The organism is Brevibacillus borstelensis (assembly GCF_036700025.1).
In the GTDB taxonomy this organism is placed as follows: Bacteria; Bacillota; Bacilli; order Brevibacillales; family Brevibacillaceae; genus Brevibacillus; species Brevibacillus borstelensis.
In genome coordinates this window covers 5,120,364-5,142,053 of the sequence record NZ_CP144922.1, presented here as the reverse complement: position 1 = coordinate 5,142,053, position 21,690 = coordinate 5,120,364, and the positions used below count along the sequence as shown (strand labels likewise).

The 21,690-nt window shown below is 51.8% G+C and carries 19 protein-coding genes; 16 read left to right on the top strand and 3 right to left on the bottom strand.

Annotated features, from left to right (window positions below):
- Window positions 1-192 precede the first annotated feature (192 nt).
- From V5G20_RS24615 to V5G20_RS24590, 6 genes are all read left to right on the top strand, one after another.
- Window positions 193-786 carry a TlpA family protein disulfide reductase gene (locus tag V5G20_RS24615; RefSeq protein WP_003389488.1) on the top strand — a complete coding sequence of 198 codons (594 nt, stop codon included), beginning with the start codon at window positions 193-195 and terminating at the stop codon, window positions 784-786.
- Window positions 776-2,596: an ABC transporter ATP-binding protein gene (locus tag V5G20_RS24610; protein WP_251256006.1), complete on the top strand. Its 1,821-nt coding sequence runs from the start codon at window positions 776-778 to the stop codon at window positions 2,594-2,596. The genes V5G20_RS24615 and V5G20_RS24610 overlap by 11 nt, the downstream gene beginning before the upstream one ends.
- On the top strand, window positions 2,584-3,153 hold the full coding sequence (locus V5G20_RS24605; protein WP_024984808.1) for a MauE/DoxX family redox-associated membrane protein: 570 nt from the start codon (window positions 2,584-2,586) through the stop codon (window positions 3,151-3,153). The genes V5G20_RS24610 and V5G20_RS24605 overlap by 13 nt, the downstream gene beginning before the upstream one ends.
- A 19-nt stretch (window positions 3,154-3,172) precedes the next feature.
- Window positions 3,173-3,715 (top strand): TlpA family protein disulfide reductase, encoded by a 543-nt coding sequence (locus V5G20_RS24600; protein ID WP_170208345.1) that lies wholly within the window; start codon window positions 3,173-3,175, stop codon window positions 3,713-3,715.
- A 336-nt stretch (window positions 3,716-4,051) separates the two neighbouring features.
- Entirely contained in the window at window positions 4,052-4,735 is a 684-nt protein-coding gene (locus tag V5G20_RS24595) for an ABC transporter ATP-binding protein (protein ID WP_122957559.1), read from the top strand.
- 4 nt (window positions 4,736-4,739) lie between these two features.
- The gene (locus V5G20_RS24590; RefSeq protein ID WP_338462591.1) at window positions 4,740-8,942 is read left to right on the top strand and encodes an FtsX-like permease family protein; all 4,203 of its coding nucleotides are present in this window, start codon (window positions 4,740-4,742) and stop codon (window positions 8,940-8,942) included.
- Window positions 8,943-9,147: 205 nt separating this feature from the next.
- On the opposite strand, the gene V5G20_RS24585 is transcribed toward V5G20_RS24590, so the two are convergent.
- Together V5G20_RS24585 and V5G20_RS24580 are read right to left on the bottom strand one after the other, a co-directional pair.
- Window positions 9,148-9,654 (bottom strand): hypothetical protein, encoded by a 507-nt coding sequence (locus V5G20_RS24585; protein ID WP_024984810.1) that lies wholly within the window; start codon window positions 9,652-9,654, stop codon window positions 9,148-9,150.
- A 63-nt stretch (window positions 9,655-9,717) separates the two neighbouring features.
- Complete coding sequence (locus tag V5G20_RS24580; protein ID WP_227278014.1) at window positions 9,718-10,902, bottom strand: hypothetical protein; 1,185 nt, start codon at window positions 10,900-10,902, stop codon at window positions 9,718-9,720.
- 337 nt (window positions 10,903-11,239) lie between these two features.
- Here V5G20_RS24580 and V5G20_RS24575 point away from each other — a divergent pair, with 337 nt between their 5' ends.
- From V5G20_RS24575 to V5G20_RS24535, 9 genes are all read left to right on the top strand, one after another.
- Complete coding sequence (locus V5G20_RS24575) at window positions 11,240-11,752, top strand: sigma-70 family RNA polymerase sigma factor (protein ID WP_003389478.1); 513 nt, start codon at window positions 11,240-11,242, stop codon at window positions 11,750-11,752.
- Window positions 11,753-11,855: 103 nt separating this feature from the next.
- A complete protein-coding gene (locus V5G20_RS24570; RefSeq protein ID WP_024984812.1) occupies window positions 11,856-12,554 on the top strand; it encodes a response regulator transcription factor in 699 nt (232 codons plus the stop codon).
- A complete protein-coding gene (locus tag V5G20_RS24565) occupies window positions 12,551-13,567 on the top strand; it encodes a sensor histidine kinase (RefSeq protein WP_243014225.1) in 1,017 nt (338 codons plus the stop codon). Before V5G20_RS24570 ends, V5G20_RS24565 begins: the two co-directional genes overlap by 4 nt.
- Before the next feature lie 98 nt (window positions 13,568-13,665).
- Window positions 13,666-14,436, top strand: coding sequence for an ABC transporter ATP-binding protein (locus V5G20_RS24560; protein ID WP_003389475.1), 771 nt, complete (start codon window positions 13,666-13,668; stop codon window positions 14,434-14,436).
- Complete coding sequence (locus V5G20_RS24555) at window positions 14,411-16,306, top strand: FtsX-like permease family protein (RefSeq protein ID WP_003389474.1); 1,896 nt, start codon at window positions 14,411-14,413, stop codon at window positions 16,304-16,306. The genes V5G20_RS24560 and V5G20_RS24555 overlap by 26 nt, the downstream gene beginning before the upstream one ends.
- Before the next feature lie 230 nt (window positions 16,307-16,536).
- Entirely contained in the window at window positions 16,537-17,013 is a 477-nt protein-coding gene (locus V5G20_RS24550) for an Lrp/AsnC family transcriptional regulator (RefSeq protein WP_024984814.1), read from the top strand.
- A 33-nt stretch (window positions 17,014-17,046) separates the two neighbouring features.
- Window positions 17,047-17,628 (top strand): chromate transporter, encoded by a 582-nt coding sequence (locus V5G20_RS24545; RefSeq protein ID WP_039070062.1) that lies wholly within the window; start codon window positions 17,047-17,049, stop codon window positions 17,626-17,628.
- Entirely contained in the window at window positions 17,625-18,155 is a 531-nt protein-coding gene (locus tag V5G20_RS24540) for a chromate transporter (protein ID WP_024984816.1), read from the top strand. The genes V5G20_RS24545 and V5G20_RS24540 overlap by 4 nt, the downstream gene beginning before the upstream one ends.
- Before the next feature lie 22 nt (window positions 18,156-18,177).
- A complete protein-coding gene (locus V5G20_RS24535; RefSeq protein WP_243014222.1) occupies window positions 18,178-19,788 on the top strand; it encodes a gamma-glutamyltransferase family protein in 1,611 nt (536 codons plus the stop codon).
- 171 nt (window positions 19,789-19,959) lie between these two features.
- Here V5G20_RS24535 and V5G20_RS24530 read toward each other — a convergent pair whose 3' ends face one another.
- Window positions 19,960-20,544, bottom strand: a complete 585-nt coding sequence (locus V5G20_RS24530) for a hypothetical protein (protein ID WP_039070060.1) — start codon at window positions 20,542-20,544, stop codon at window positions 19,960-19,962.
- Between the two features lie 210 nt (window positions 20,545-20,754).
- Between V5G20_RS24530 and V5G20_RS24525 the strand changes: the two genes are divergently transcribed.
- Entirely contained in the window at window positions 20,755-21,600 is an 846-nt protein-coding gene (locus V5G20_RS24525) for a DUF169 domain-containing protein (protein WP_243014221.1), read from the top strand.
- The last annotated feature ends 90 nt before the right edge of the window (window positions 21,601-21,690 follow it).

Here is a 21,690-nt window from a genome sequence, read left to right as displayed (position 1 = left end):
ACTTGGTCCGGTTGCCAAACTACGGGAAACAAAACCTACATCAAGTACACATACGACACCAGAAATGGCGAACGGTGTTCGGAGTCAAAGGTAAGATGCTGCTAGATTTGATTGGATGAGCAAGAGTTGACAGATTTGCTTTCATAGGGAAATTTCATAAGTTGCATTGCTGATGAAAAGGAGAGCCTTCAGATGTGGCCTCCTTTTCATCATTGGCAAGTGGCAACAGCCATTCTTTTGGGGGTAGACATGATCGCTGCGTATATAGGTTTAGCCTTGGGATGGACTCTTTTATCGCTGAATATCTTAAACTATGTAAAAAGATTGAAGCTGGAGATTTCCTACCTTCCGGAACCTGCACAGCAAACGAAAACCGTGAATCACTCTGTAGGCATGCCGATCCATGACGCGATTGAGCTGCCTGATGTCGTAAAAGATACGTACGCGGTCCTTTTGGTTTCATCGCCTACCTGCCATCCTTGTCATGAGGCGTTGGCTGAATTTTTGAAAGAGAATCGGAGTCTGCAAATTCCGTTTGTCTGCCTGGCGGAAGCAGATCAGGCTGATTACTTTGAAAAATTCCGGGCCGACTATAGCAAATGGGCCGAGATTGTTCCGGTCAAGGAAGCGGTTCTAAAAAGATTGGGCATCACGAGGTTTCCCACTTTCTTTGTCATCGATCCAAAAGGGGTTATACAGCGCGAGTTTCTGCTGGTTCATTTTTTGGTGAAGTATGTCGAACAAATTCGCGTCAGCCTTGAGACAGGTGGAAAAGATGGACAATAAATATCTTGCCAAGGCATTACGGTACGTGTGGCAAAAAGGAAAGTGGTGGCTCTTCCTATCTGTCACACTGAGCGTCGTAACCGGTTGTTTCCCGTTTCTCACCTTATGGGTGTCAAAGGAACTGATCAACGAGGTCACACGGTTTATTCAAAGCAGCACGAAGGAATACGCACTTTTGCTCTTGTTGTTGGTTGGACAATTCATGCTGAGTATTCTATCATCAGCAGTTAAAAATATTCGGGAATACCTGGATAAGAAAATGGAATGCACGTTGGATTTCGACGTGCAGCAGATGATTTTGGACAAAACCTCGTCTGTTCCGGTCATGTATTTTGACCTGCCCGACTACCATGATCATCTGCAGCGCATCTCGGGCGGGGGAGCCAGATTTTTATCTCCGGTGCGAAGTGTCATTGATATGTTGCAAGCCGGCATCAGCTTGTTTTCCTACGCGCTTTTTTTGATTGTGATCGATTGGCGCCTGGTGATCCTGAGTCTGGTGGCTACGATCCCTATCTTTTATATCCAGGCGAAGTTCGGCCAGAGGAGATATCGCCTGCATCTCAAGCAAAGCCCGGTAGCCCGTGCGGCAGATTACTACAAGTATCTGTTGCAGGATCGCAAGTCGGCAAAGGAAATCAGATTGTTCGGCCTGGCTTCTTTTTTTCGCGAGAGATGGGCGGAAAAATTTATGCAGAACACGGGAGAAACGCTTCGCCTGGAAAAGAAGCAGCAGGGCTCCGAAGTGGGCTTGGAGGCGTTTTCCGCTTTCTTTTACATGGGAATCGCTGTCTCGGTCATATGGCTGGCCCGGACAGCAAAAATGAACATTGGCGAATTCGTCGCAATCATACAGGCGGTCCAGGGGGCGCAGGAAACGTTCACGAGAATTTCCATGCTGTTTGCCAAACTATATGAAGAAAAGCTGTTTATCAAGGACTTCTATCAATTTTTTGAGCGCGAGGATGAGAGAATCCTGATTGCTGCCGGAAACGAGCCTTTTCCGTCCACGATCCGGCAGGGGATCACATTCAATCAGGTCTCCTTTCGCTATGTACAGGGTGATAAAGAGGTTCTTTCCGACATTTCCTTTCATATCCACCCGCATGAAAAAATTGCGATTGTCGGTCAGAATGGCTCGGGGAAAACCACATTGGTAAAGTGCCTGATGGGGCTTTATCCTCCTACGAGCGGGCAAATCAAAATCGATGGCAGAAGCATTGCGGACATCGACGAAAATGAGCTGCATAAAAATATCACTGTAATTTTCCAGGATTTTATTCGCTATGATCTGTCGGTTCGCGAAAATATCGCGATTGGCAACATCGCGGGGATAGATGATCTGGACCGCATCCGAAAAGTTGCAGAGCTGAGCGGGGCGGACGCCTTCATTCGCCAGCTTCCGGAAGGGTATGAGACTTACTTGGGCAGGCTGCTCGCCGACGGGGAAGACCTCTCCGGCGGGCAATGGCAGAAGGTGGCGCTGTCGCGGGCGCTTTTTCGTGACAGTCAAGTAGTCATTCTGGACGAACCGACAGCGGCGCTGGACCCGATCGCGGAAATGGATATTTTCAGCAAGTTCAAGCTGCTTACGGAAAACAAAATCGCGATTTTTATTTCCCACCGGATGGCCGCCTCGAGGATGGCAGACCGAATCATCGTCATGAAGGAAGGGAAAATCGTCGAAATGGGCACCCACGAGGAATTGATGGCGCTTGGACAGGAGTATTACCAGATGTACCAGATGCAGGCGCAATGGTTCTCATCGGAAAGGGAAGGGGAAAGGGAGGCAGTCGGGTGGACGAGCTGACATTTGTGTTGCGAGTGTTTCTTGGCACGCTTTTTTTAAGTACAGGCATGAGCAAGTGGAAAAACATGCAGGAGCATAGCGTGATCGTGAAAGAGTATCGCATTCTTCCCGCCTCTTCCATCCATTTATTCGTTCGTGCGGAGACAGCGGTAGAGCTTTTGGCGGGGGTATTGCTGTTTTTGGGGTTGTTCCAAACGTTTGGCGCTTCTCTTGCCGTTCTGTTGCTGATCCTCTATTCGTTTGCGATTGCCCTGAATTTGTTTCGCGGACGAAGAGAGATTTCATGCGGCTGCGGCGGTGTGGCTGGCAATCATCGCATTTCGTGGCTTTTGGTTGTTCGCAATCTGCTGTTGATGCTGCTGGCAGGGTGGGTGTTTTTTTCACCGTCCCAATGGGGCAGCATCGAAAGCTTGTGGATAGGCGAGGTTAGCCGGTTATTCAACCTCTCCGTTATCCAAAATGTGCTGATGGCGTGGGTGGCCTTGTTGTTTCTTGCGATGATCAACGGGGTTTGGGAAATATATGTCAAGGTTCGGCTCTTTTTGCGGAGGCAGTAAGCAGAGAAGGGGGATCAAAATGAATAGTCTGGCGATCTCGAATGTATTGCTGTGGGTTGTTGTGTTTGTTCAATCCATCATCTTGCTTTTCTTTATTCGGTTGGTCGTTCAATTTTTAAACCGGTTTCGAATCAGCGACAAACAGGTGGAAATGGCGTCCTTATCCATTGGCGGTTCAGCGCCGTTCTTTCGGGAAAAAAATCAGCAGGGAGACATCGTCGAACTGAATGATCAACAGATAGCACAAACGTTGCTGCTTTTTACAAATGATCATTGCGGGACCTGCAAGGCTGTCATATCGGAGCTGCAGCATGCAAGAAACCAGTATCCGCATGTGAGGATTATTGTGGTCGCAAACCCGATCTACTATGAAAAGGGCATGGAGATTCCGGAGGGTATTCATCTCATCCGTTCAGAGGAGATCATGCAGAAATACCAGATTCATACCGTTCCGACTGCTATTTTGGTCGGTGAAAACAGAATGATCCGTGACATCAAGCAAGTGAAAGACTATCGGGATATCGAATCCATGTTCAATATGCCAGTCGTTAAAGTGGGTTAGGAAGAACGGTCGCGGACTTATCCGGCTGTTGCATGGATCAAAGGAAACCAGGTGGATCAACCTTCCATACATAAGAGGCGCTCCCGACTGTTCTCGGGAGCGTTCACCATTTCTGCCACAAGAGCAGGACGAATAAGGTATTTACAATTTCTGGGGATTGGACTACTCTGCTATTACATGGAAATGAAACAGATGGAAAACAGGTTCCGTATGTGAGCAGTACCTTTGCTTACCGCAATGACCCGATGAAGAGCAATCCGCACGATAAAACCGCATCGGCTTTCCGGAAAATGCGGCCTGAAAGCTACAGATGAAAAAGCAGAGGAGTGTGACGCCATGACCATGACCATCCAAATCAAAAACCTTGCCAAAACCTATAGCGGTGACGGAGTAGCAACCACCGCGCTCCGCGATGTAAATCTTACCCTGCATCATAAAGAGTTTACGGCCATCGTCGGTCCGTCAGGCTCCGGAAAATCCACCTTGCTGCAACTGATCGGAACGCTCGACGTGCCTACTGCAGGGACTATTTTCTACGACGATGTGGATGTCAGCAAGCTGAGAGGAAATGCGCTGGCCGACTTCCGTTTTGCCCAGATCGGCTTTATATTCCAGCACTTTCATCTGCTCCCGACGCTAACGGCTTTGGAGAATGTCATGTCCCCCTTGTTTCCGCGAAAAGTCGGCTACGACAAAAAGGGCAGGGCACAGGAGCTGCTTGATTGGGTGGGCCTATCGCATAAACAGAATGCCTTGCCCTCTCAATTGTCCGGTGGCGAGCAGCAGCGTGTGGCAATCGCCCGGGCTTTGGTCAATCGGCCGAAATGGCTGCTGGCCGACGAACCGACAGGCAATCTCGATTCGAACAACGGGGAGATGGTCTTTCAACTGTTGCGAAAATATCAGCAGGAGCATGGAAGCGGGATTGTCTTTGTCACCCATGACGAGCATTTGGCTGGCCGGACCGACCGGAGGATCGAAATGCGGGATGGCAGTATGATAGCCGACACGATGAGGTGAGCTCATGATTCGTTATATATGGAAAAACTGGTGGCGCCACCCGGAGCGCTTTCTTTTGCTGCTCGTCGGCATGCTCATCATCAGCTCGACGCTCAGCTATTTTGTGGGCGTCACCGAGAGCAACAACGGGACAACCCAGGAAATTTTGCAAAAGCGCTGGAAGGCCGCGTACCATATCGTGGTTCGGCCGGAAGGGACACGCAGCGTGACGGAACAGGACCAACTGCTGGAGCCGAATTATTTGAACGGGTTGTACGGGGGGATCAGTCTCGACGACTACGCCTGGATCAAGAGTTTGCCGGACGTGGAGGTTGCCGCTCCGCTTGCGCCGATTGGCTATTCGGGGACCACATTTACGTATGGAAAAGTAATTGAAAAGCCAAAAGAGCCGGGGATTTATCGCCACGTTATGGTAACCTACAGTAACGACGGAGTGCATGTCATTCCTTCAGTTGAACGTACCCGATATTATACAAATGGACTTTGGAGTATGCCCGGTGACGAAGAAGAAACACGCCGACTTTATGGTGTAGAGTCATGGATCCTCGATCTCTGGGGATTTTTCAATCAACTTCTGGTGGGCATTGATCCCGTGGAAGAAGCGCGTTTGGTCGGATTAGACCAGGCTGTCATGCCAATCGGGGAAAGCCGCTATTTCACAGAGAAAGACAAAGCGGAGACGGACGATGCCGGGGAAGGGCATAAGGTGACCAAGCTCCCTATTTTGATGAGCAACCGGATAGACGCCGATTTCAGTTTTGTGAGCAGATATGAACGATTGAAGCTGCCGTTTTCCACCAGGGAAGAGGCCGACCAGACCATGAAGGAGGTCGCGAGCAAGGGCGGCGCGTCGTATCTGGATCAGTTAGAGACGGAAGGAGAGCCGATCGAATACGCCTTCGGTTCCAAAGAAGCCCATGCACTGCTGTTCGCAAGTCTTTCGGGAGTTGACAGCCAAACGGGAAAACCGTTTCTCCGCTATCAAAATAACAATCGCTGGGCCTACATGAGCAACACGCTAAATGATAAGCCGGGCCCGCTTGCATTTGAAAAGACAGCCAGTCCCTATCCGGAGCGCTGGAACTACGCTTATGGCGTAAAAGCTGTCAAGCCGGAGATTCCCAAGGACATACAAGAGTTTTACGGGTACATGCCGGACGATTTCCGCTATTCCTTTCGCCCTTTCCGGTTCGTGGACAATTGGAACTGGAGCCACCTGATCGAGCCGTATTGGGTAGGCTTTTACGACCCGGAGAAGCTGGCCATTTCCAAAGATCCGATTGACGAGCTGCCGATGGAAACGTATCGGCCTGCGGAGGCTCGCCTGGTCCTGGACAAAGACGGAAGGCCGGTGAATCCGCCTGTTTCCGTTCGTCCTTCGCTCAACCCGTTTGGTTTGCTCACCAATCCGCCCCTGATGCTCACGACCATTGATGCAGCGGCACAGCTGATGGGAGACAAGCCGATCGCATCGATTCGGATCAAGGTAAAGGGAGTGGAGGGTGTCAGCGAAGCCAGCCAGCAAAAGCTGGAGGAAGTGGCCAGGGAGATTGAGCAGCGAACCGGGCTGATCGCCGACATTACGCTTGGTTCCTCGCCGCAGCCTGTCCTTGTGCATGTTCCCGCCAACGGCAGCTATCCGGCAATGGGCTGGATCGAGCAATTTTTTGTGAAGCTGGGCAGCGTGTTTACGCTCTTTCGCGAGGTTTCGCTTGGCTTCTCCGGCATCATGGGCATTGTCATGCTGATGGCTGTCACCTACGTTTTTGCGACTAACCTGGTGACGCTGTACGCCCGTACCAACGAATTCGGACTGTGGCTGGCAGTCGGGTGGCGTCCCGGGCACGTGGCAGGAATCCTGTTTCTGGAGGCTTGCCTCTTGGGAGGCATTGTGACTCTCATCAGTTGGGCCATTGTCGGGACGATTGTTCTGCAGCAGGGAGCAAACGTTCCATTAGAGCGTGTGATCGGCATCGGTTTGTGCGGGATCGTTATTTACGTACTGGCTGCGATTCCGGCTGCTTTTTTCGTTAGCAGGGTATCCCCGTTGGTGCTCATGCGGACGGGAGAGCTAAAGCCGGGTTCACGCCGCCTGATTCGGGTGCAAAGCAGCTTCTCGCTGGCGCTTGGCCAATTGCTGCTTCGCTTTCGCCGCAGCCTCCTTTCCGTGTTTGCCATCGCGGTGCCGACCGGTCTTTTGGTGTTTTTCGGCTTCGTCACTTTCCGCCTGCAAGGGATGATGTATACGTCATGGCTCGGGCAATATGTGGCAGTGGAGATCGGGCAGGAGCATTACGTGGCGATGGTGCTCGCGCTGGTGATCGCCGTGTTGACGACAGCGGAAATCATTTGGCAGAACGTCATGGATCGAAAAGCGGAGCTGCTGCTGCTCAAAGCGATGGGCTGGCGCAATGGAGCAATATTCCGCCTGATTCTATCGGAAGGGCTGCTCTGCGGGCTATTGGCTGCTATCGGCGGGATCGGGCTGGGAGTGCTCGTGATTGCCGTACTGTACCGGCAGTTTCCGGCGGAAGACATGTGGCTCTTGCTCAGTGCCGGGCTGATTCCCGTCCTGGTAGGGGTGCTTGGAGCTATATTCCCAGCCGTCATGGCCGTGCGGTTCCGTCCGGCAGAAGGGCTGCGCGGTTCCCAGAAAAACCGCAGGCGGACAGAGCGTGTGCTGCGCGTCATGATGGCAGTGCTCCTCATCGGCAGTGTGGCCGGGGCGACGGTCAGCGCGGTTCGGCTGTGGCAAGCATCCTCGACTGAGCAAGGGGCCGCACCCGGGCAAGCACCCGGTGAACAGCCAGTGCCATCTGCAAATCCAGACCCGGCACAGGGAGGGTCCAATCAGGGGAAAGAGGGAACGGGGACGCCTCCTAAGCAGGAGAAAGCAGCTGGCGACCTGACCGGCTTTGCTCCCGAGCCCGTACCGGAGGGCAGCAAGGCCAGCTATCAACTGTCTTTCCGCATGGACAAATCAGGAAGGTTTGCGGCGAAAGCGGACATACGGGTGGAGAACCTCTCCAAAGATAACTGGGATCAGCTGGTGTTTTACTTTATCCCCAACGTTTTTACGAAACAAAACAAGCCTGAAGCGGTGAAGGGCACTACCGATGTGAGCATTGACAAGGTCGAGCTGGATCAAAAGCAGGCGGCATACCAGCTTTCCTCCGATACACTGGCGATTCCGCTGGATAAGAAAATGGCTCCGGGCGAAGTCAGGACGGTGCACGTATCGTACTCGTTTACTGTGCCGGAAGAAGGACTGCGCTTCGACAAAATGGGGCAGCGCTATTTTCTGGCCCAGGCTTATCCGATGCTCGCCACGTACCGCAATGGCTGGAACAAGCAAGAGTACCGGATCAACGGGGAGTCTTATCATACAGGCTACTCCGACTTCACCGTTTCCTACGAACTGCCGCCCGGCTATCAGTTCGTCAGCTCCTCGGACGAAGACCCGGCGGAAGCGCGGCAAAGCGGCGAGGTTGCCATTTCACGCGTCCGGGAAGCATTTGCTGCCGTGGTCAAAGATGTCACGTCCATTTCGGAAACGGTGGATGGCGTACAGATACGCGTCATCGGCGAGGAGGCAAATCGGCAGAAAATGGAGGAAGCCCTGCGGACAGCGGCGGAAGCGGTTCCGTTTTTCTCAGAGAAAATCGGCAAGTACCCGCACAAGCAGCTGGACATTCTGCTCGATGGCAGGGTGGATATGGAGTATCCCGGAGTGGTCGCGGTAGCCGCGAACAAGACCGGCTCGTCGCTGGAGCATACAGTCGTCCACGAGATCGGGCACCAGTGGTTCTACGGCATGATCGCCAATGACGCCTATCATGACAGATGGCTGGATGAAGGCTTGACCGAGCTGGCTTCCGCGATGTTTTTCCTCGACTACCGGAAGCAATCGGAGGACGAAGTGTTTGCCGCCATGAAACAGGCCGCCCGAGCTGCCGTTGATAAACCGTCAAACCTGCCGCTGGACCAATACGAGGGCGAAACCTATGCTTATTTCTACTCCGTGCCGCCCCTGCGTCTATGGGAGCTGATCTCCACCTATGGCACTGCAGAGGACGGCTGGCGTTTTCTGAAGGCCTACTGCGAGCGGTATTCCTACCAAGAGGTGGATACAAAGGAGTTTGTCCGGTTCGCCACAGCGTATTTTCCGGTGACGGAGACGTATTTTGCGGAGTGGCTCAAGCTTTGAGAAGGTTGTCTTAAGGCAATGTGAAGGAATAAAAGAAAAATATAAACACCCCCGGCAAATGTCGGGGGTAATGTTGACGTTAATACCAGTATGCTTTGCAATTGTTGGAGGTGTCTTTGGTACCAAGGGACACCTCCTTTGCTTTACATTCTGGCGTTGCTATGACAGCTCAAAAAATTGGTTGCAGGCACTAATCTGTATTGTTCTAAAAGGGTGCCTCTTCTACAACAAACCAGTTATCTTTGCCTAGTATCTGTAAAATCGGCTCAATAGACTCTTCTGTAAATTCCTCCAGATTCAACTCCTTCACTACTTCAAAGGGCTTGACATAGAATCGGCCATTCTCATCTTGAACGTATGCTAGGTATTTTCTATCTACTACCTGTTTGCCAATTTGATATTCGAAGTCATACCATCCAATCTTCTTAATCTTTTGAGTAAGAGTAGTAATTTCTGTGGCTGTTTCCAACCATTGGAGCATACTTTTTTTCTCATTTTCTTCAAACCATATCGCGGCTAATTCCGGCTGGGCTTTTATAGAGTCTGAATTGTAAATATGCTCCTGTATGGCGTGTAAGTTTGTCCCCGGAAATTGACTTGCCAAGGATTGGGCGGGTGTCTCTTGTGGGGCATTATTTGGTGTAGTTTCTTGGGAAGTGCAGCCCGATAGGAACAGTACGAATATGAAAATTAGCAAGAGCTTACTTTTCACAGATATTACCTCCCTCATATTGAAAACACCCCTCGCTTATAGCGAAGGGCATGCCTTATTAACTCAATCCCAGTCTGCTCCCCAATATGATTTGAAGAGACTCTGGAACAAATAGTTTCCTCCTTTAATATTTGGAAGTTGCTTAATATCCAGGGTATGAGGCGTGTATTTATAGAGAGCCCATGTTCCATAATTTTTAACCCAGATGTAGTTTTTATAAGTGACACCATTGGAGGTTTTGGTGCTTCCGTAATTGATGTTTTCAAACAGAACGGGGTAACTACCGCCTGGAGATTGATACCACAAATCCTTAAACAGTTTTGTTCCTTTATCGATCTGAATATCAAAACCGCTGGTTCCCTTCAAATCTCCACCATCCGTGGCACCGTACCCCATCGCGTAGTAAAAACGGCGAGACGAGTATGGTTCGCTTCCGGGCTTTGCGGAAACAAGGCTTTGCTCTTTTTGGAGGGTGACAATAACCACTTTCGGATTCATTCTGTGTGTTTGCGCAGCGTCGTAGATAGCTTTGGATGGAAGGATGGTTTTGTTGGTATTATAAACTTTTCCGTTGGAATCTTTCCTCCAAATTTGCACAGGATCCTTCAAAATGGAACCCTTCTCTTCAAAAAACGACTGAATCTCCCTTTCTGTCATAGAGTTATGGTTGATAAATTTGTCTGATGCACCTGATGAGCAGGGGCAAGAACCAGGAACTAGGTTGTTCATAAGGACTCCATTCACAAAATAATCTTCGTAGGTGGTTTTACTTTCGATATGTAAGGAGTCTTCATCGTTTGGTTTGTTTTCCAGATTGATCTGGTTGTCCAATTTTTCTTTCTCACGGTCTTCGTGATCGAGGGTTGTAAATTCCGGAAAATTATAATCGCTCTGAGAAAGACTATGAGTAAAAAGTTCCTTTCCGTTTTCATACTCGGTTATTTCGACGAAGTTGTCCCGCTTTTTGTATCTTTGTGTTCTCCCTTTGTTATCCACGGATTCAGTCATGATCCCGTTTTGATAATGATAAGTCACTTCAAGCCCATCGGCATGAAACTCTTTTTCGATTTTTCCGTCTTCATCGTAAAGCATAATATTTACGCTTTGTTTCGTTGCGAATTGTGGGAGATCCTCAAATGTTGAGGGGGTATCTTTGGCTAGAATCGGTGTACTGCTAAACAAGGAGCTTGCGGAAAGGCCCACTGCTAGTAAAGAGAGTAACGATGCTTTCAAAAAGTTATTTCTCATTAGTACCATCCTTTCAAATATTTTACAAAAATAAATTAACATATTTGCATCATAAAAGAATGTCGCTTTTTGTCATTCACACAGATTTCACGTTTGCGTTTTTAAGCTTCCTCAGCTTAACAGTGATTTCTTTAAGCCCCATGCAAGCGAGTGTCCAAGGAGAATCCCAGTTTGTGAAGTGGAATAACTCTCCGGCCTTCAACGCAGCTCCCACCTTACAAAACTGTAAGGAAGATGAAATGTAACTCGATGGTTCCAATCTCCCGGGCCTTTTACAATAAAGACAATTCATACGAACCTTCATACAGGAAAAAACGAACATACGGGAGCAAGGACCATGAATACTGTGAGAAAACTTGAGTCAACCGACCACGGGCACATATATGAAGAATATTCGGCGAAAATTTACCGCTATTTCCGCTACCGCGTCCGCAATGTTTGGGACGTGGAGGACTTGACGACGACTGTGTTTGTCAAGGTGTACTCCAAGCTCGACCAGTACGACGGACGCCATCCTTTCGGGGCATGGATTTTCCGGATCGCCCACAATACATTGATCGACTACCTTCGCAAAAAACGGGAATATCCGGCGGACCAAGAGGTGTTCTCCAGCCTGGTCACAAGCGAAAAGCTGCCGGAGGAACGGGTATTGAACCAAGAGTCTCATGAAGACCTGTGGAAAAACGTTAAGACGCTGACAGCCGACCAGCGAAATGTAATTTCACTTCGGTACCTGGCCGATTTGAGGATGAACGAAATTGCCGAGATTCTCGGAAAGACGGAAGCGTCAGTAAAAATTCTGCATTTCCGCGGGATCAAAAAGCTGCAAAAAATGATGTCTCGTGTATGAGAGAACGGGAGGCAGCATAGAAAAAACGGGATGGATCACAGGATCTGTCCCGTTTTTTTGGTATAGTAAAAAATAGAGATGACGGAAGTGAGGCGGATGATCAATGTCGACAATCATGATCGTGGAAGACGATCCGAAGATTAACCAGCTGCTTCAAGGGCAGTTGGAAAAATACGGGTACCAAACGATAAACGTGGACCATTTTGACCGGGTGATGGATGTATTTGCCCAGGGCCAGCCTGATTTGGTCCTGCTGGATGTCAATTTGCCCAAGTTTGACGGGTTTTACTGGTGCCGCCAGATTCGCCAGGTGTCGAACTGTCCGATCCTGTTCATTTCCGCGCGGGAAAGCAAGATGGATCAGGTGATGGCATTGGAGAATGGAGCGGACGACTACATTACCAAGCCGTTTGATTACGATGTCGTACTGGCGAAGATTCGCAGTCAGCTGCGGCGCGCTTACGGGATGTACGCTCCCCAGGAAACGGAGCGAACCGTTGAGGTAGCAGGCTTGCGGCTGTTTTTGGAGCGGATGGAATTGATGATGGGGGACGAAAAAGTAGAGCTGAGCAAAAAGGAAGCACTGCTTCTGGAGGCGCTGCTCAATCAATATCCCCGGGTGGTCAGCCGCGAGCGCCTGTTGGAAAAGCTGTGGGATGAGCAGTTCGTCGATGAAAATACGCTCAACGTCTACATCACGCGTGTGCGCGGCAAGCTGAAGGAGCTGGGGCTGGACGGGGCGATTGAAACTGTCCGCGGCTCCGGGTACCGCCTGAAGGTCACGTGGGAGGATGCGGAATGAAGCTGTTCTTGCGCGACCAATGGGCATTTCTGGCGATGTTTTTCATTCAGCTCTTCCTCTTGATCCTGATTTTCGGCCTGGACGGCTACTGGAATCCTTCTTTGATCAGCTATGCGATTTTCCTGTGCATTTTTTTCGCCGGGTGCTTTTTAGTGATCCGCTATCTGGCCAACCGGTACGTATACAAGCGGCTGAGCACGCCAATTCGAAACCTCGAGGAACTGACGCTGACGCATGGCAATGCTCCGCTCGGACAGGCGATGGATCAAACGTTCCAAAACCAGTACCGGCTCTTCAAAGAGCAGCTCCATACGTATGAGACCAAGCAGCGGGACCATACGACCTTTATCCAGCAGTGGGTCCATCAGATGAAAACCCCGATTTCTGTCATTCACCTCCTGCTGCAGGACGATGACGATTCGCGGATTGAAAGCGTGCGTGAAGAAGTGGACAGGATCAAAAGGGGGCTGGAGACGGTTCTGTACAGCGCCAGGTTGGACCGTTTTGAGCAGGATTACCTGATCGAGCCGGTGTCTCTCAGAAAGCTGGCGCAAAGCGTTGTGTCGGAGAACAAGCGGCTGTTTATACGCAATCAGGTGTATCCCGAGCTGGCTGTAGCTGAACACTTGGTGGTAGAGTCGGATGAAAAATGGCTCTCCTTTGTGCTAAACCAGCTGTTGACGAATGCAGTGCGCTACTCGGACAAAAAGGGCAGCAAGGTGACGATCCGCTCGTATACCAGGGGACAGCTTGCAGTCCTGGAGGTAGAGGACAGCGGTATCGGCATTCCGCCGGAGGATATCCAGCGCGTGTATCAACCGTACTTCACCGGAGAAAACGGCCGCAAGTACGCGGAGTCGACCGGTATGGGGCTTTACTTGGTGAAGGAGATCTGCGGACGCCTTCATCATTCCGTAGAGCTGGAGTCGGAGGTTGGTGTGGGAACAAAAGTCCGCATCGTCTTTTCGGCTGTTGTGCCAACCTTACAAGAACGTAAGCTGGATGAAAGCTAATTCGATGGATGAACATGCGCGCTTTCCGTATAGTGGTAAGCAGTAAAGGATGCTACCTAATCTATAAGATCAGGCATGAAATGAAAGGAGAAGCGCACATGGATATGCTGCATGTAAAGCGCCTCAGCAAAATATACGGCGGCAGGGTCACGTATCGGGCGTTGACCGACATCGACTTTACAATTAAAAAAGGGGAGTTCGTCGGCATCATGGGTCCGTCCGGAAGCGGGAAAACCACGCTTCTGAACATGATTTCGACGATTGACTCCCCGACGTCGGGCGAGGTGCTGCTCAATGGCACCAATCCGCATGAATTGAAACGGAACCAGCTCGCCTTGTTCCGCAGAAGAGAGCTGGGATTTGTCTTTCAGGACTTCAATCTGCTCGATACGCTGACAGTTGGCGAAAACATCGTGCTGCCGCTGACCCTCGACGGCAAAAGCGTCGCTGAAATGGACGAAAAGCTTCAGACCGTCGCGGAAAAGCTCGGGATCGTGGACATTCTGGAAAAGCGGACGTACGAAATATCGGGAGGCCAGCGTCAGCGGACAGCCATCGCCCGGGCGATTATTCATACGCCCTCCCTCCTGCTGGCTGACGAGCCGACCGGCAACCTAGACTCCAAAGCATCCCGCAACGTGATGGAAACATTGGAGACGATCAACAAAAACGACGGCACGACGATGATGATGGTCACGCATGACCCGCTTGCGGCCAGCTATTGCCACCGCGTCATCTTTATCAAGGACGGCCAGCTACACAACGAGATGTATCGCGGAGAAAGCAGACAGGCATTCTTCCAGAAAATCATCGATGCGCTGTCGCTTCTGGGAGGGAATACGCATGACCTTTCGTCAATTCGCGTTTAACAACGTTTCCCGGAACAAGCGAACCTATGCCGCATTTTTTCTGAGCAGTGTGTTTTCGGTGATGATTTTTTTCATCTACGCGATGTTCATCTACCATCCTGGCGTTGAAAACGGCGAGATTCACCGCTTTGTCGCCCAAGGGATGGTGGCGGCGGAGTACATTATTTTTCTGTTTGCCTTCTTCTTTCTCTTCTATTGTGTCGGAGCGTTTTTGAAAAGAAGGGAAAAAGAGTTCGGCATTTTAATGATGCACGGCATGACGCAAGGCCAGAGGAACAGGCTGATCTTTATGGAAAACATGATGATCGGATCGCTGTCCATTGTGTTTGGAATCGGGCTCGGGATGGTTCTGGGTAAACTGTTTTTCCAATTTGCCGGGTTCCTGCTCGATGTGGAACCGCTGCCCTTTTATCTTCCGTTGGACGCCATGGTGCTGACCATTGTTTGCTTCTTGTGCCTGTTTGTGGCGATCTCCGTCTTTACGGTGCTGTTTTTGAAACGAAGCAACCTGCTGGAGCTTTTGCAAGGAAGCCAGCGTCCGAAGCAGGAACCAAAAGCATCGGTTTTCTTGTCTCTGCTCGCAGCTGCTCTCCTCGTGATGGCGTATGCGCTGGCGATCTGGGCCAAAGGCGCGTTTGTGATGGTCCTGATGTTTCCGGTCATCGCGCTGACGATCGCCGGGACCTATCTGCTGTTCACGCAGCTCAGTGTATTTTTGATCAGACTGATGAAGCGCAACCGACATTTTTACTGGAACAAGACCAACCTGGTCACCTTGTCTGACCTGGCTTATCGGATGAAAGACAACGCCCGCATGTTTTTCCTCGTCTGCATCGTCTCTACCGTGGCGTTTTGCGCGATCGGGACACTGGCTGCACTGGCGTCCTCGATCACGGAGACAACCGTGAGGACGAATCCGTATGCGTTTGAATATGTGACGAGCGCAGACGCGAACCAGCGGGAAGCGACGGCGGCCAGGATTGAGAACGCGCTCAAGGACGGCGGCTTCCCGTTTGAAAAATGGGAGGTAACAACGAAGTATCTGTCTTTTAACAAAGAAGAGCATCAAGGGATATCCATTGTCGGGGTCACCGAGTACAATCGCGCGGCCCGTGCTGCGGACGCGGATGAGGTGCAGGTAGGCGACGGAGAAGCTGTCTACTATCAACGCTGGCCGGGCGAGGATGTAAGCGGTGCAGAAGACGGCTCGTTGACAGTCGCCGGTCAACAATTGAAGCCCAGAGGTATCGAAGGGTTTTCGGTAATAAGATCCTTGAGCGGCAATCAGTTGGTGATTGTGGCAGACAGCGTTTATGCCCAAGCAAAAGAGAGCAATTTTGAACACAACTATTTCTACCAAGTGGACAGATGGAAAGAGACGAAAGAACTGAGTGAAAAGCTGGAAGCAGAAATTTCCGAGGAGCATGACGGGGCGTATTCCTTCGGAGCCCGCGCTCCGATCTATCAAGAGTTGAAGCAAATGGCCAACACGAGCTTGTTCATCGGATTGTTTGTCGGCGTTCTGTTTTTCGTAGCGGCAGGAAGCTTCTTGTACTTCCGTTTGTACACTGATCTGGAGAGCGACCGCAGACAATACGGCGCGATAACAAAGATTGGCCTTTCCGAGAAGGAGCTTTCCCGCATCGTGACGACGCAGATCGGGCTGCTGTTCTTCGTTCCGATCATCGTGGCCATCGTACACAGTGCCGTCGCGTTTGTCTCGCTAAACAGCCTTCTGAAGCTGATGATGATCGCGTCCGTGGTAAAGCCGACGGCGATCGTGCTGGCGAGCTTTGTTCTCGTACAATTTGTCTATTTCTGGATTATTCGCAACCGCTACTTGTTCAACCTGAAGCGGTCCATGCAGTAACGTCCAAGAGCTACGATATGCAGGCGTCGCAGCGGAGAGAGGCTCCGCATGCGGCGCCTGCTTTCGTCTGTTCAGGCAGGCGGGCTTATCAGAATTTTAGGGAAAATATTGCGCTTGGGCAGGTTCCATATTATGCTAACTAAAAATCTGATTATCGTCCTTGTCCGGCGCATATCTTCGTGTGATAGGCGCTGATCAAGCGAAAACGAGTAGAAAAAGGCAGGGGGAGCATGTCAACGAGTTTGGAAGGTTCACGATATTTTGAGTTGGACGATTTGGATTACGGTATCGCCAAAGCTTTGCAGGGGAATGCGCGGCTGCCGTTTACCCAGATCGCCAAGGAACTGGGGGTGACAGAGAAGACAGTTCGGATGCGGGTACAGCAGATGCAGGAGGAAGAAGTGCTCAGTCTGATCGGCGTACTGAATCCGGCCAAGGCGGGACTGACGCTGTCATCGTTGATCCAGTTGGCAGTCGAGGCAGGCAGGCTCGATGAAGCGGCAGCCGAGCTGCAGGCTATTGACGAGGTCCGGCAGATCGTCCTGACCTCGGGAGAATATCAGATCATGATCCAGGTATTGCACAGGGATTACGAGGAGCTGTCCGGCTTTTTACTGGGCAGGCTGAACAAGATTTCCGGTATTGTCCGCATGAATGTCATTCATGAATTGAAATTATTGAAATCATCTCATACATATCTTCGTTGAAATGGAAGGCAGAAAACAGAAAGGGAGGACAGCATGATTTATTGGAAGTTGTTTCTTGCCTTTTTTCGAATCGGGATTTTTGGCTATGGAGGAGGACCGACGATGGTCCCCTTGTTTTATACCGAATGCGTGAAGAAATACAAATGGGTAAGCGAAGAGGATTTTACCGACAACCTGGCGATGGCAAACGCGCTTCCAGGCCCGATCGCAACCAAGCTGGCCGCATATATCGGCTACCGCGTAAAAGGCTGGATGGGCGCGCTGGTCGCCAACTGTGCGGTGGTGCTGCCCACTGTGCTGGCGATGATTGCGCTGCTGCAGGTGATCTATCAGTGGAAGGATTCCCCGGGCATATACGGCATGATTCAGGCGATCCAGCCAGTCATTGCTGTGATGACGGCCGTACTGACCTGGGAGTTTCTGCAAAAGGGCTGGCAGGGGAGCAAGAACAAGAGCGGAGCCGCTGCCGCTTTGCTTTTATCGGTAGTGGCTTTGCTGTTTCTTGATCTGCATCCAGGGATCGTGGTGGGCATCGCCCTGATCTTTTCCTTTGGCTACGCCACCTGGGCGGTCCGCAAGCAGCGGAGCGGAGGGGAAGGAGAGGGAGAAGCATGATCTACCTGCAGCTGTTTTGGGCGTTCTTCATCTCCAACATCCTCGGGTACGGAGGCGGGCCGCCAAGCATCCCGCTGATTCAGAATGAAGTCGTCGACCACTACGGCTGGATGACGATGCAGGAGTTCGGAGAGGTGCTGGCCGTCGCCAATGCGCTTCCCAGCCCGATCGCGACCAAGCTGGCGGGCTATGTCGGCTACCAGGTGGCAGGCGTCCCCGGAGCGGCGGTCGCCCTTCTCGCTACCGTAGCTCCGACAGCTATCGCCATGATTGCGCTGCTCGGCGCTCTCAACCTGTTTCGCGATGCCCCCCAGGTAAAGGCGATGACGCAATCGGTTCGTCCGATCGTGACGGTGCTGCTGGGGATCATGACCTACGAGTTCCTGCTCGGAGCCGTCGAAGGGATCGGGTGGATGCAGACCGCTATCCTTTCGGTCGCCGCTTTTCTCCTCTTGGAAAAGTGGAAGCTGCATCCCGCCCTGGTTATTCTGCTCGCGATGGCGTACGGGTTTTTCTTTATCAACTGACCAGTTGAAAGGAGCACGTCTTATGACATTCTTTGACCCGATGGAATACCCGTATGCGTCCCGCCGGATGACAGCCTATGCCAGAAACGGGATGGTGGCAACCTCGCAGCCGCTGGCGGCCCAGGCGGGACTTGATATGCTGAAGCGAGGCGGAAATGCCATCGATGCCGCGATTGCCACCGCCGCCTGTCTGACTGTCGTAGAGCCCACCTCCAACGGGATTGGCGGCGACGCGTACGCGCTTGTCTGGACGAAAGGCACGCTTCACGGCTTAAACGCAAGCGGCCCGGCGCCAAACGGCATTTCCATCGAGGCCGTAAAAGCGGAGGGGCATGAGAAAATGCCGACGTACGGATGGCTTCCGGTAACAGTACCAGGTGCGCCGGCAGCATGGGTCGAGCTTTCCAGAAGATTCGGCAGGCTTCCGCTTGCAGTCGTGCTAAAGCCGGCAATCGACTATGCGGAACAAGGCTATCCGCTGTCGCCGACACTCGCTCATTTTTGGGAAGTGGCCTATCACAAATTCAAGCAGCTCTGTACGGGCCCGGAATTCGCCCATTGGTTTTCCACGTTTGCTCCCGCAGGAGGTCCTCCGAAAGCAGGGGAAATCTGGCGCTCGCCCGGACACGCAAAGACGCTTCGGAAGATTGCCGAGACCGAGGGAGAAAGCTTCTACAGCGGGGAATTGGCTGAGTGGATCGACGCCTTTTCCCGCGAATCTGGCGGGTATCTTCGTCTGGCCGACTTGGCTGCGTACCGGCCCGAGTGGGTCAAGCCGATCAGCGTCAACTACAGAGGCTACGATGTGTGGGAAATACCGCCGAACGGTCAGGGGCTGGTCGCGCTTTTGGCGCTGAATATGCTGAAGGGCTTCGATTTTGACGCCAGGGATTCGGCCGAAACCTGCCACAAGCAAATTGAGGCGATCAAGCTGGCTTTTGCCGATGGACTGCGCTACATCACGCAGGAGGACAGGATGAGCGTCAGGGTGGAGGACCTGTTGGCCGAGGAGTATGCAGTGTACCGCCGCAGCCTGATCGGGGAGCATGCCGGAATACCCGAACCCGGCAAACCGGTTGCCAGCGGTACGGTTTACCTGGCGACAGCGGATGGCGAGGGAAATATGGTTTCGTTTATCCAGAGCAACTACATGGGATTCGGATCAGGGATTGTCGTTCCGGGTACGGGAATTGCTCTGCAAAACCGGGGGAACAACTTCTCGCTTGATCCCGCGCACGACAATCGGCTGGAGCCGGGGAAAAAATCGTTCAATACGATCATTCCCGGCTTTTTGACCAAAGACGGGAAACCGGTTGGACCATTCGGGGTCATGGGCGGATACATGCAGCCGCAGGGTCACGTGCAGGTGGTGATGAGCACTGTCGACTTTCATTTGAATCCGCAGGCCGCCCTGGATGCTCCGCGATGGCGCTGGGTGGAAGGAAGAACGGTGGAGGTCGAGCAGCATTTTCCCGAACAGATCGCACAGGAGCTGAAGAAAAAGGGCCATGACATCAAGCGGGTGACGGGCTTCGGCGGATTTGGCCGCGGCCAGATCATCTGGCGGGATGAAAACGGCGTCTTGATCGGCGGGACCGACATGCGGACGGACAGCTGCATCGCGTCGTGGTAAACAAAGTAAAAGGGAGGGGGCGCGAGCAGTCGCGTCCTTTTTTCTGTACAGGATGCGTAGTGCAGAGGAGAGGTGATGAGACTTTGTGGTAAATGCGCTTATCGAGCCGTGGATTTCAAAAAAATAGGATCGCTATTGGAAAGTGAACGACTGACGGCCCTCCGGGAGCCGTCAGTCAAACGTAAAGGTTACGATCTGCCGCGATTCTGTATCAACCCCGACAGCCACGGTATACTGATCGTCTGTAAAATAAAAGTACTGCTTTCGGTCGCCCGTGCTGACGGGAGAACACTTCACCAATTTCACGGCTTGCGGGCTCAAAAGCGCCCGAGAGCGGACGTAATCAGCCGCGATCCGCTCCAGCTCTTCGGTCGACAGCGATGTTGTCTGTGTTGTCTGTTTGTTCATTCGATCTATGGAAAGGGAAAGGATTTGCTTCGTCTTTGGGTCTATAACCGCATGGAAGGCCGCGATTTCTCCGTCCTGCGGCTTTCGCTTGAGAACGGCATGGACGGGCACTCCTCGGTAGATAGGCTGGTGCGTATCGCTGTCAATCAAGGAGTCGGGATCTTCCAAAGTCACTTCCCGGTCCTCTATATCTACTTCGGCTTGAAAGAATTTCTTCACCGCCGCTTGGGCGATGGCGGCAGCCTCAGCCTTTCCAAGGCCCTGGACCTGCTCAGGGGAGGACTGGCGCCCGCAGCCGGTCAGCAGCAACAATACGATACTTATTACGACAATCCCCAACTTCTTCATTTCTTTCGTTTCCTCCACCAAGTGTCAAACTTTCTCTACTAACAAAGGTACTATACAAACAGCCGACAATAAATCGATTTACCTTTCCCTCACCTTACATTTCTGTAATGTGCATATGTTTTGGCATCATCCCGTAATTTGTGGGGAAGAAACAGGTTTTTTGACTAACATTGCAGAAATATTCAAAAAAAGCGACCGGAGGGAAAAGTTATGAGCATACAGCAATTGCGTGAAGCCATCCAATCGTTTATTCGTCCTGACACTTTTCCGGTGGGGATTAAAATTGTCAAAAGCCAGAGCGAGCTGCCTGCAAAAGCAAAGCGCCCGTCACAGGATCTGGGCTATCTCATCACCATCTGCCAGGCGGTCAGCTTTTCCCGACGCTACGGCTGGACGATTGCCATGAACGGCGACGATCTCTCCTGTCCGATCGCCCAGGTGGCATTCGGCTATGAGGAGCAGCTTCCGTTTTATTCCGAAGGTCATCTCGCCTGTGGCATGTACACGGATTCTCTGGAGGCTGGCGCCAAAAGCGAGCAGGATGTACCCAAGCTTTCGCGGGAAGAGAGCGGGTATTACGTCTCGTTTCCGCTGGAGCGTGCTCCTTTTGACCCGGACGTGGTCGTCATTTACGGAAACTCCGCCCAAGTCATGCGTCTGGTGGCGGGAATGCTGTACAAACGGGGCGGATCGATCCCGTCGACGTTTTCCAGCCGGGCCGACTGCGCCGATATTGCGATCAAGCCGCTGCAGACCGGAGAGCCGCAGGTGATCGTTCCTTGCTATGGCGACAGGCTGTTTGCGCAAACACAGGATCACGAGATGGCTTTCAGCTTTCATTTCCGCGACGCGGCGGAGCTGGTCGAGGGCTTGGAGGGTACGAACCGGGGCGGCATTCGCTACCCGATTCCCACCTACCTTCGCTACCAGGCAGAGTTTCCGCCGACCTATCAGAAGCTGGCAAGCATGTTTCCCGGTGCGGTGTCAGAGGCAAGCGCGGGGGAGGAGCAGGTAAGTCAAGGGAGCAAGCTGGTTCAGACGGAAGGGAAGGAATAAAGCAAAAGTGGCCTTAGCGGGCCTCAAGGGCCAAAAGAGTCAAAAGAGCCAATAAAGCTAAAAGAGCTAAAGAAGCTAAAAAAAGGCAAA

Excerpts from the sequence above, each read along its gene's own strand:
- V5G20_RS24615 (WP_003389488.1), top strand. The coding sequence starts at position 193 with ATGTGGCCTCCTTTTCATCATTGGCAAGTGGCAACAGCCATTCTTTTG.
- V5G20_RS24610 (WP_251256006.1), top strand. The coding sequence starts at position 776 with ATGGACAATAAATATCTTGCCAAGGCATTACGGTACGTGTGGCAAAAA.
- V5G20_RS24600 (WP_170208345.1), top strand. The coding sequence starts at position 3,173 with ATGAATAGTCTGGCGATCTCGAATGTATTGCTGTGGGTTGTTGTGTTT.
- V5G20_RS24595 (WP_122957559.1), top strand. The coding sequence starts at position 4,052 with ATGACCATGACCATCCAAATCAAAAACCTTGCCAAAACCTATAGCGGT.
- V5G20_RS24590 (WP_338462591.1), top strand. The coding sequence starts at position 4,740 with ATGATTCGTTATATATGGAAAAACTGGTGGCGCCACCCGGAGCGCTTT.
- V5G20_RS24580 (WP_227278014.1), bottom strand. The coding sequence starts at position 10,902 with ATGAGAAATAACTTTTTGAAAGCATCGTTACTCTCTTTACTAGCAGTG.
- V5G20_RS24575 (WP_003389478.1), top strand. The coding sequence starts at position 11,240 with ATGAATACTGTGAGAAAACTTGAGTCAACCGACCACGGGCACATATAT.
- V5G20_RS24570 (WP_024984812.1), top strand. The coding sequence starts at position 11,856 with ATGTCGACAATCATGATCGTGGAAGACGATCCGAAGATTAACCAGCTG.
- V5G20_RS24565 (WP_243014225.1), top strand. The coding sequence starts at position 12,551 with ATGAAGCTGTTCTTGCGCGACCAATGGGCATTTCTGGCGATGTTTTTC.
- V5G20_RS24560 (WP_003389475.1), top strand. The coding sequence starts at position 13,666 with ATGGATATGCTGCATGTAAAGCGCCTCAGCAAAATATACGGCGGCAGG.
- V5G20_RS24555 (WP_003389474.1), top strand. The coding sequence starts at position 14,411 with ATGACCTTTCGTCAATTCGCGTTTAACAACGTTTCCCGGAACAAGCGA.
- V5G20_RS24550 (WP_024984814.1), top strand. The coding sequence starts at position 16,537 with ATGTCAACGAGTTTGGAAGGTTCACGATATTTTGAGTTGGACGATTTG.
- V5G20_RS24545 (WP_039070062.1), top strand. The coding sequence starts at position 17,047 with ATGATTTATTGGAAGTTGTTTCTTGCCTTTTTTCGAATCGGGATTTTT.
- V5G20_RS24540 (WP_024984816.1), top strand. The coding sequence starts at position 17,625 with ATGATCTACCTGCAGCTGTTTTGGGCGTTCTTCATCTCCAACATCCTC.
- V5G20_RS24535 (WP_243014222.1), top strand. The coding sequence starts at position 18,178 with ATGACATTCTTTGACCCGATGGAATACCCGTATGCGTCCCGCCGGATG.
- V5G20_RS24530 (WP_039070060.1), bottom strand. The coding sequence starts at position 20,544 with ATGAAGAAGTTGGGGATTGTCGTAATAAGTATCGTATTGTTGCTGCTG.
- V5G20_RS24525 (WP_243014221.1), top strand. The coding sequence starts at position 20,755 with ATGAGCATACAGCAATTGCGTGAAGCCATCCAATCGTTTATTCGTCCT.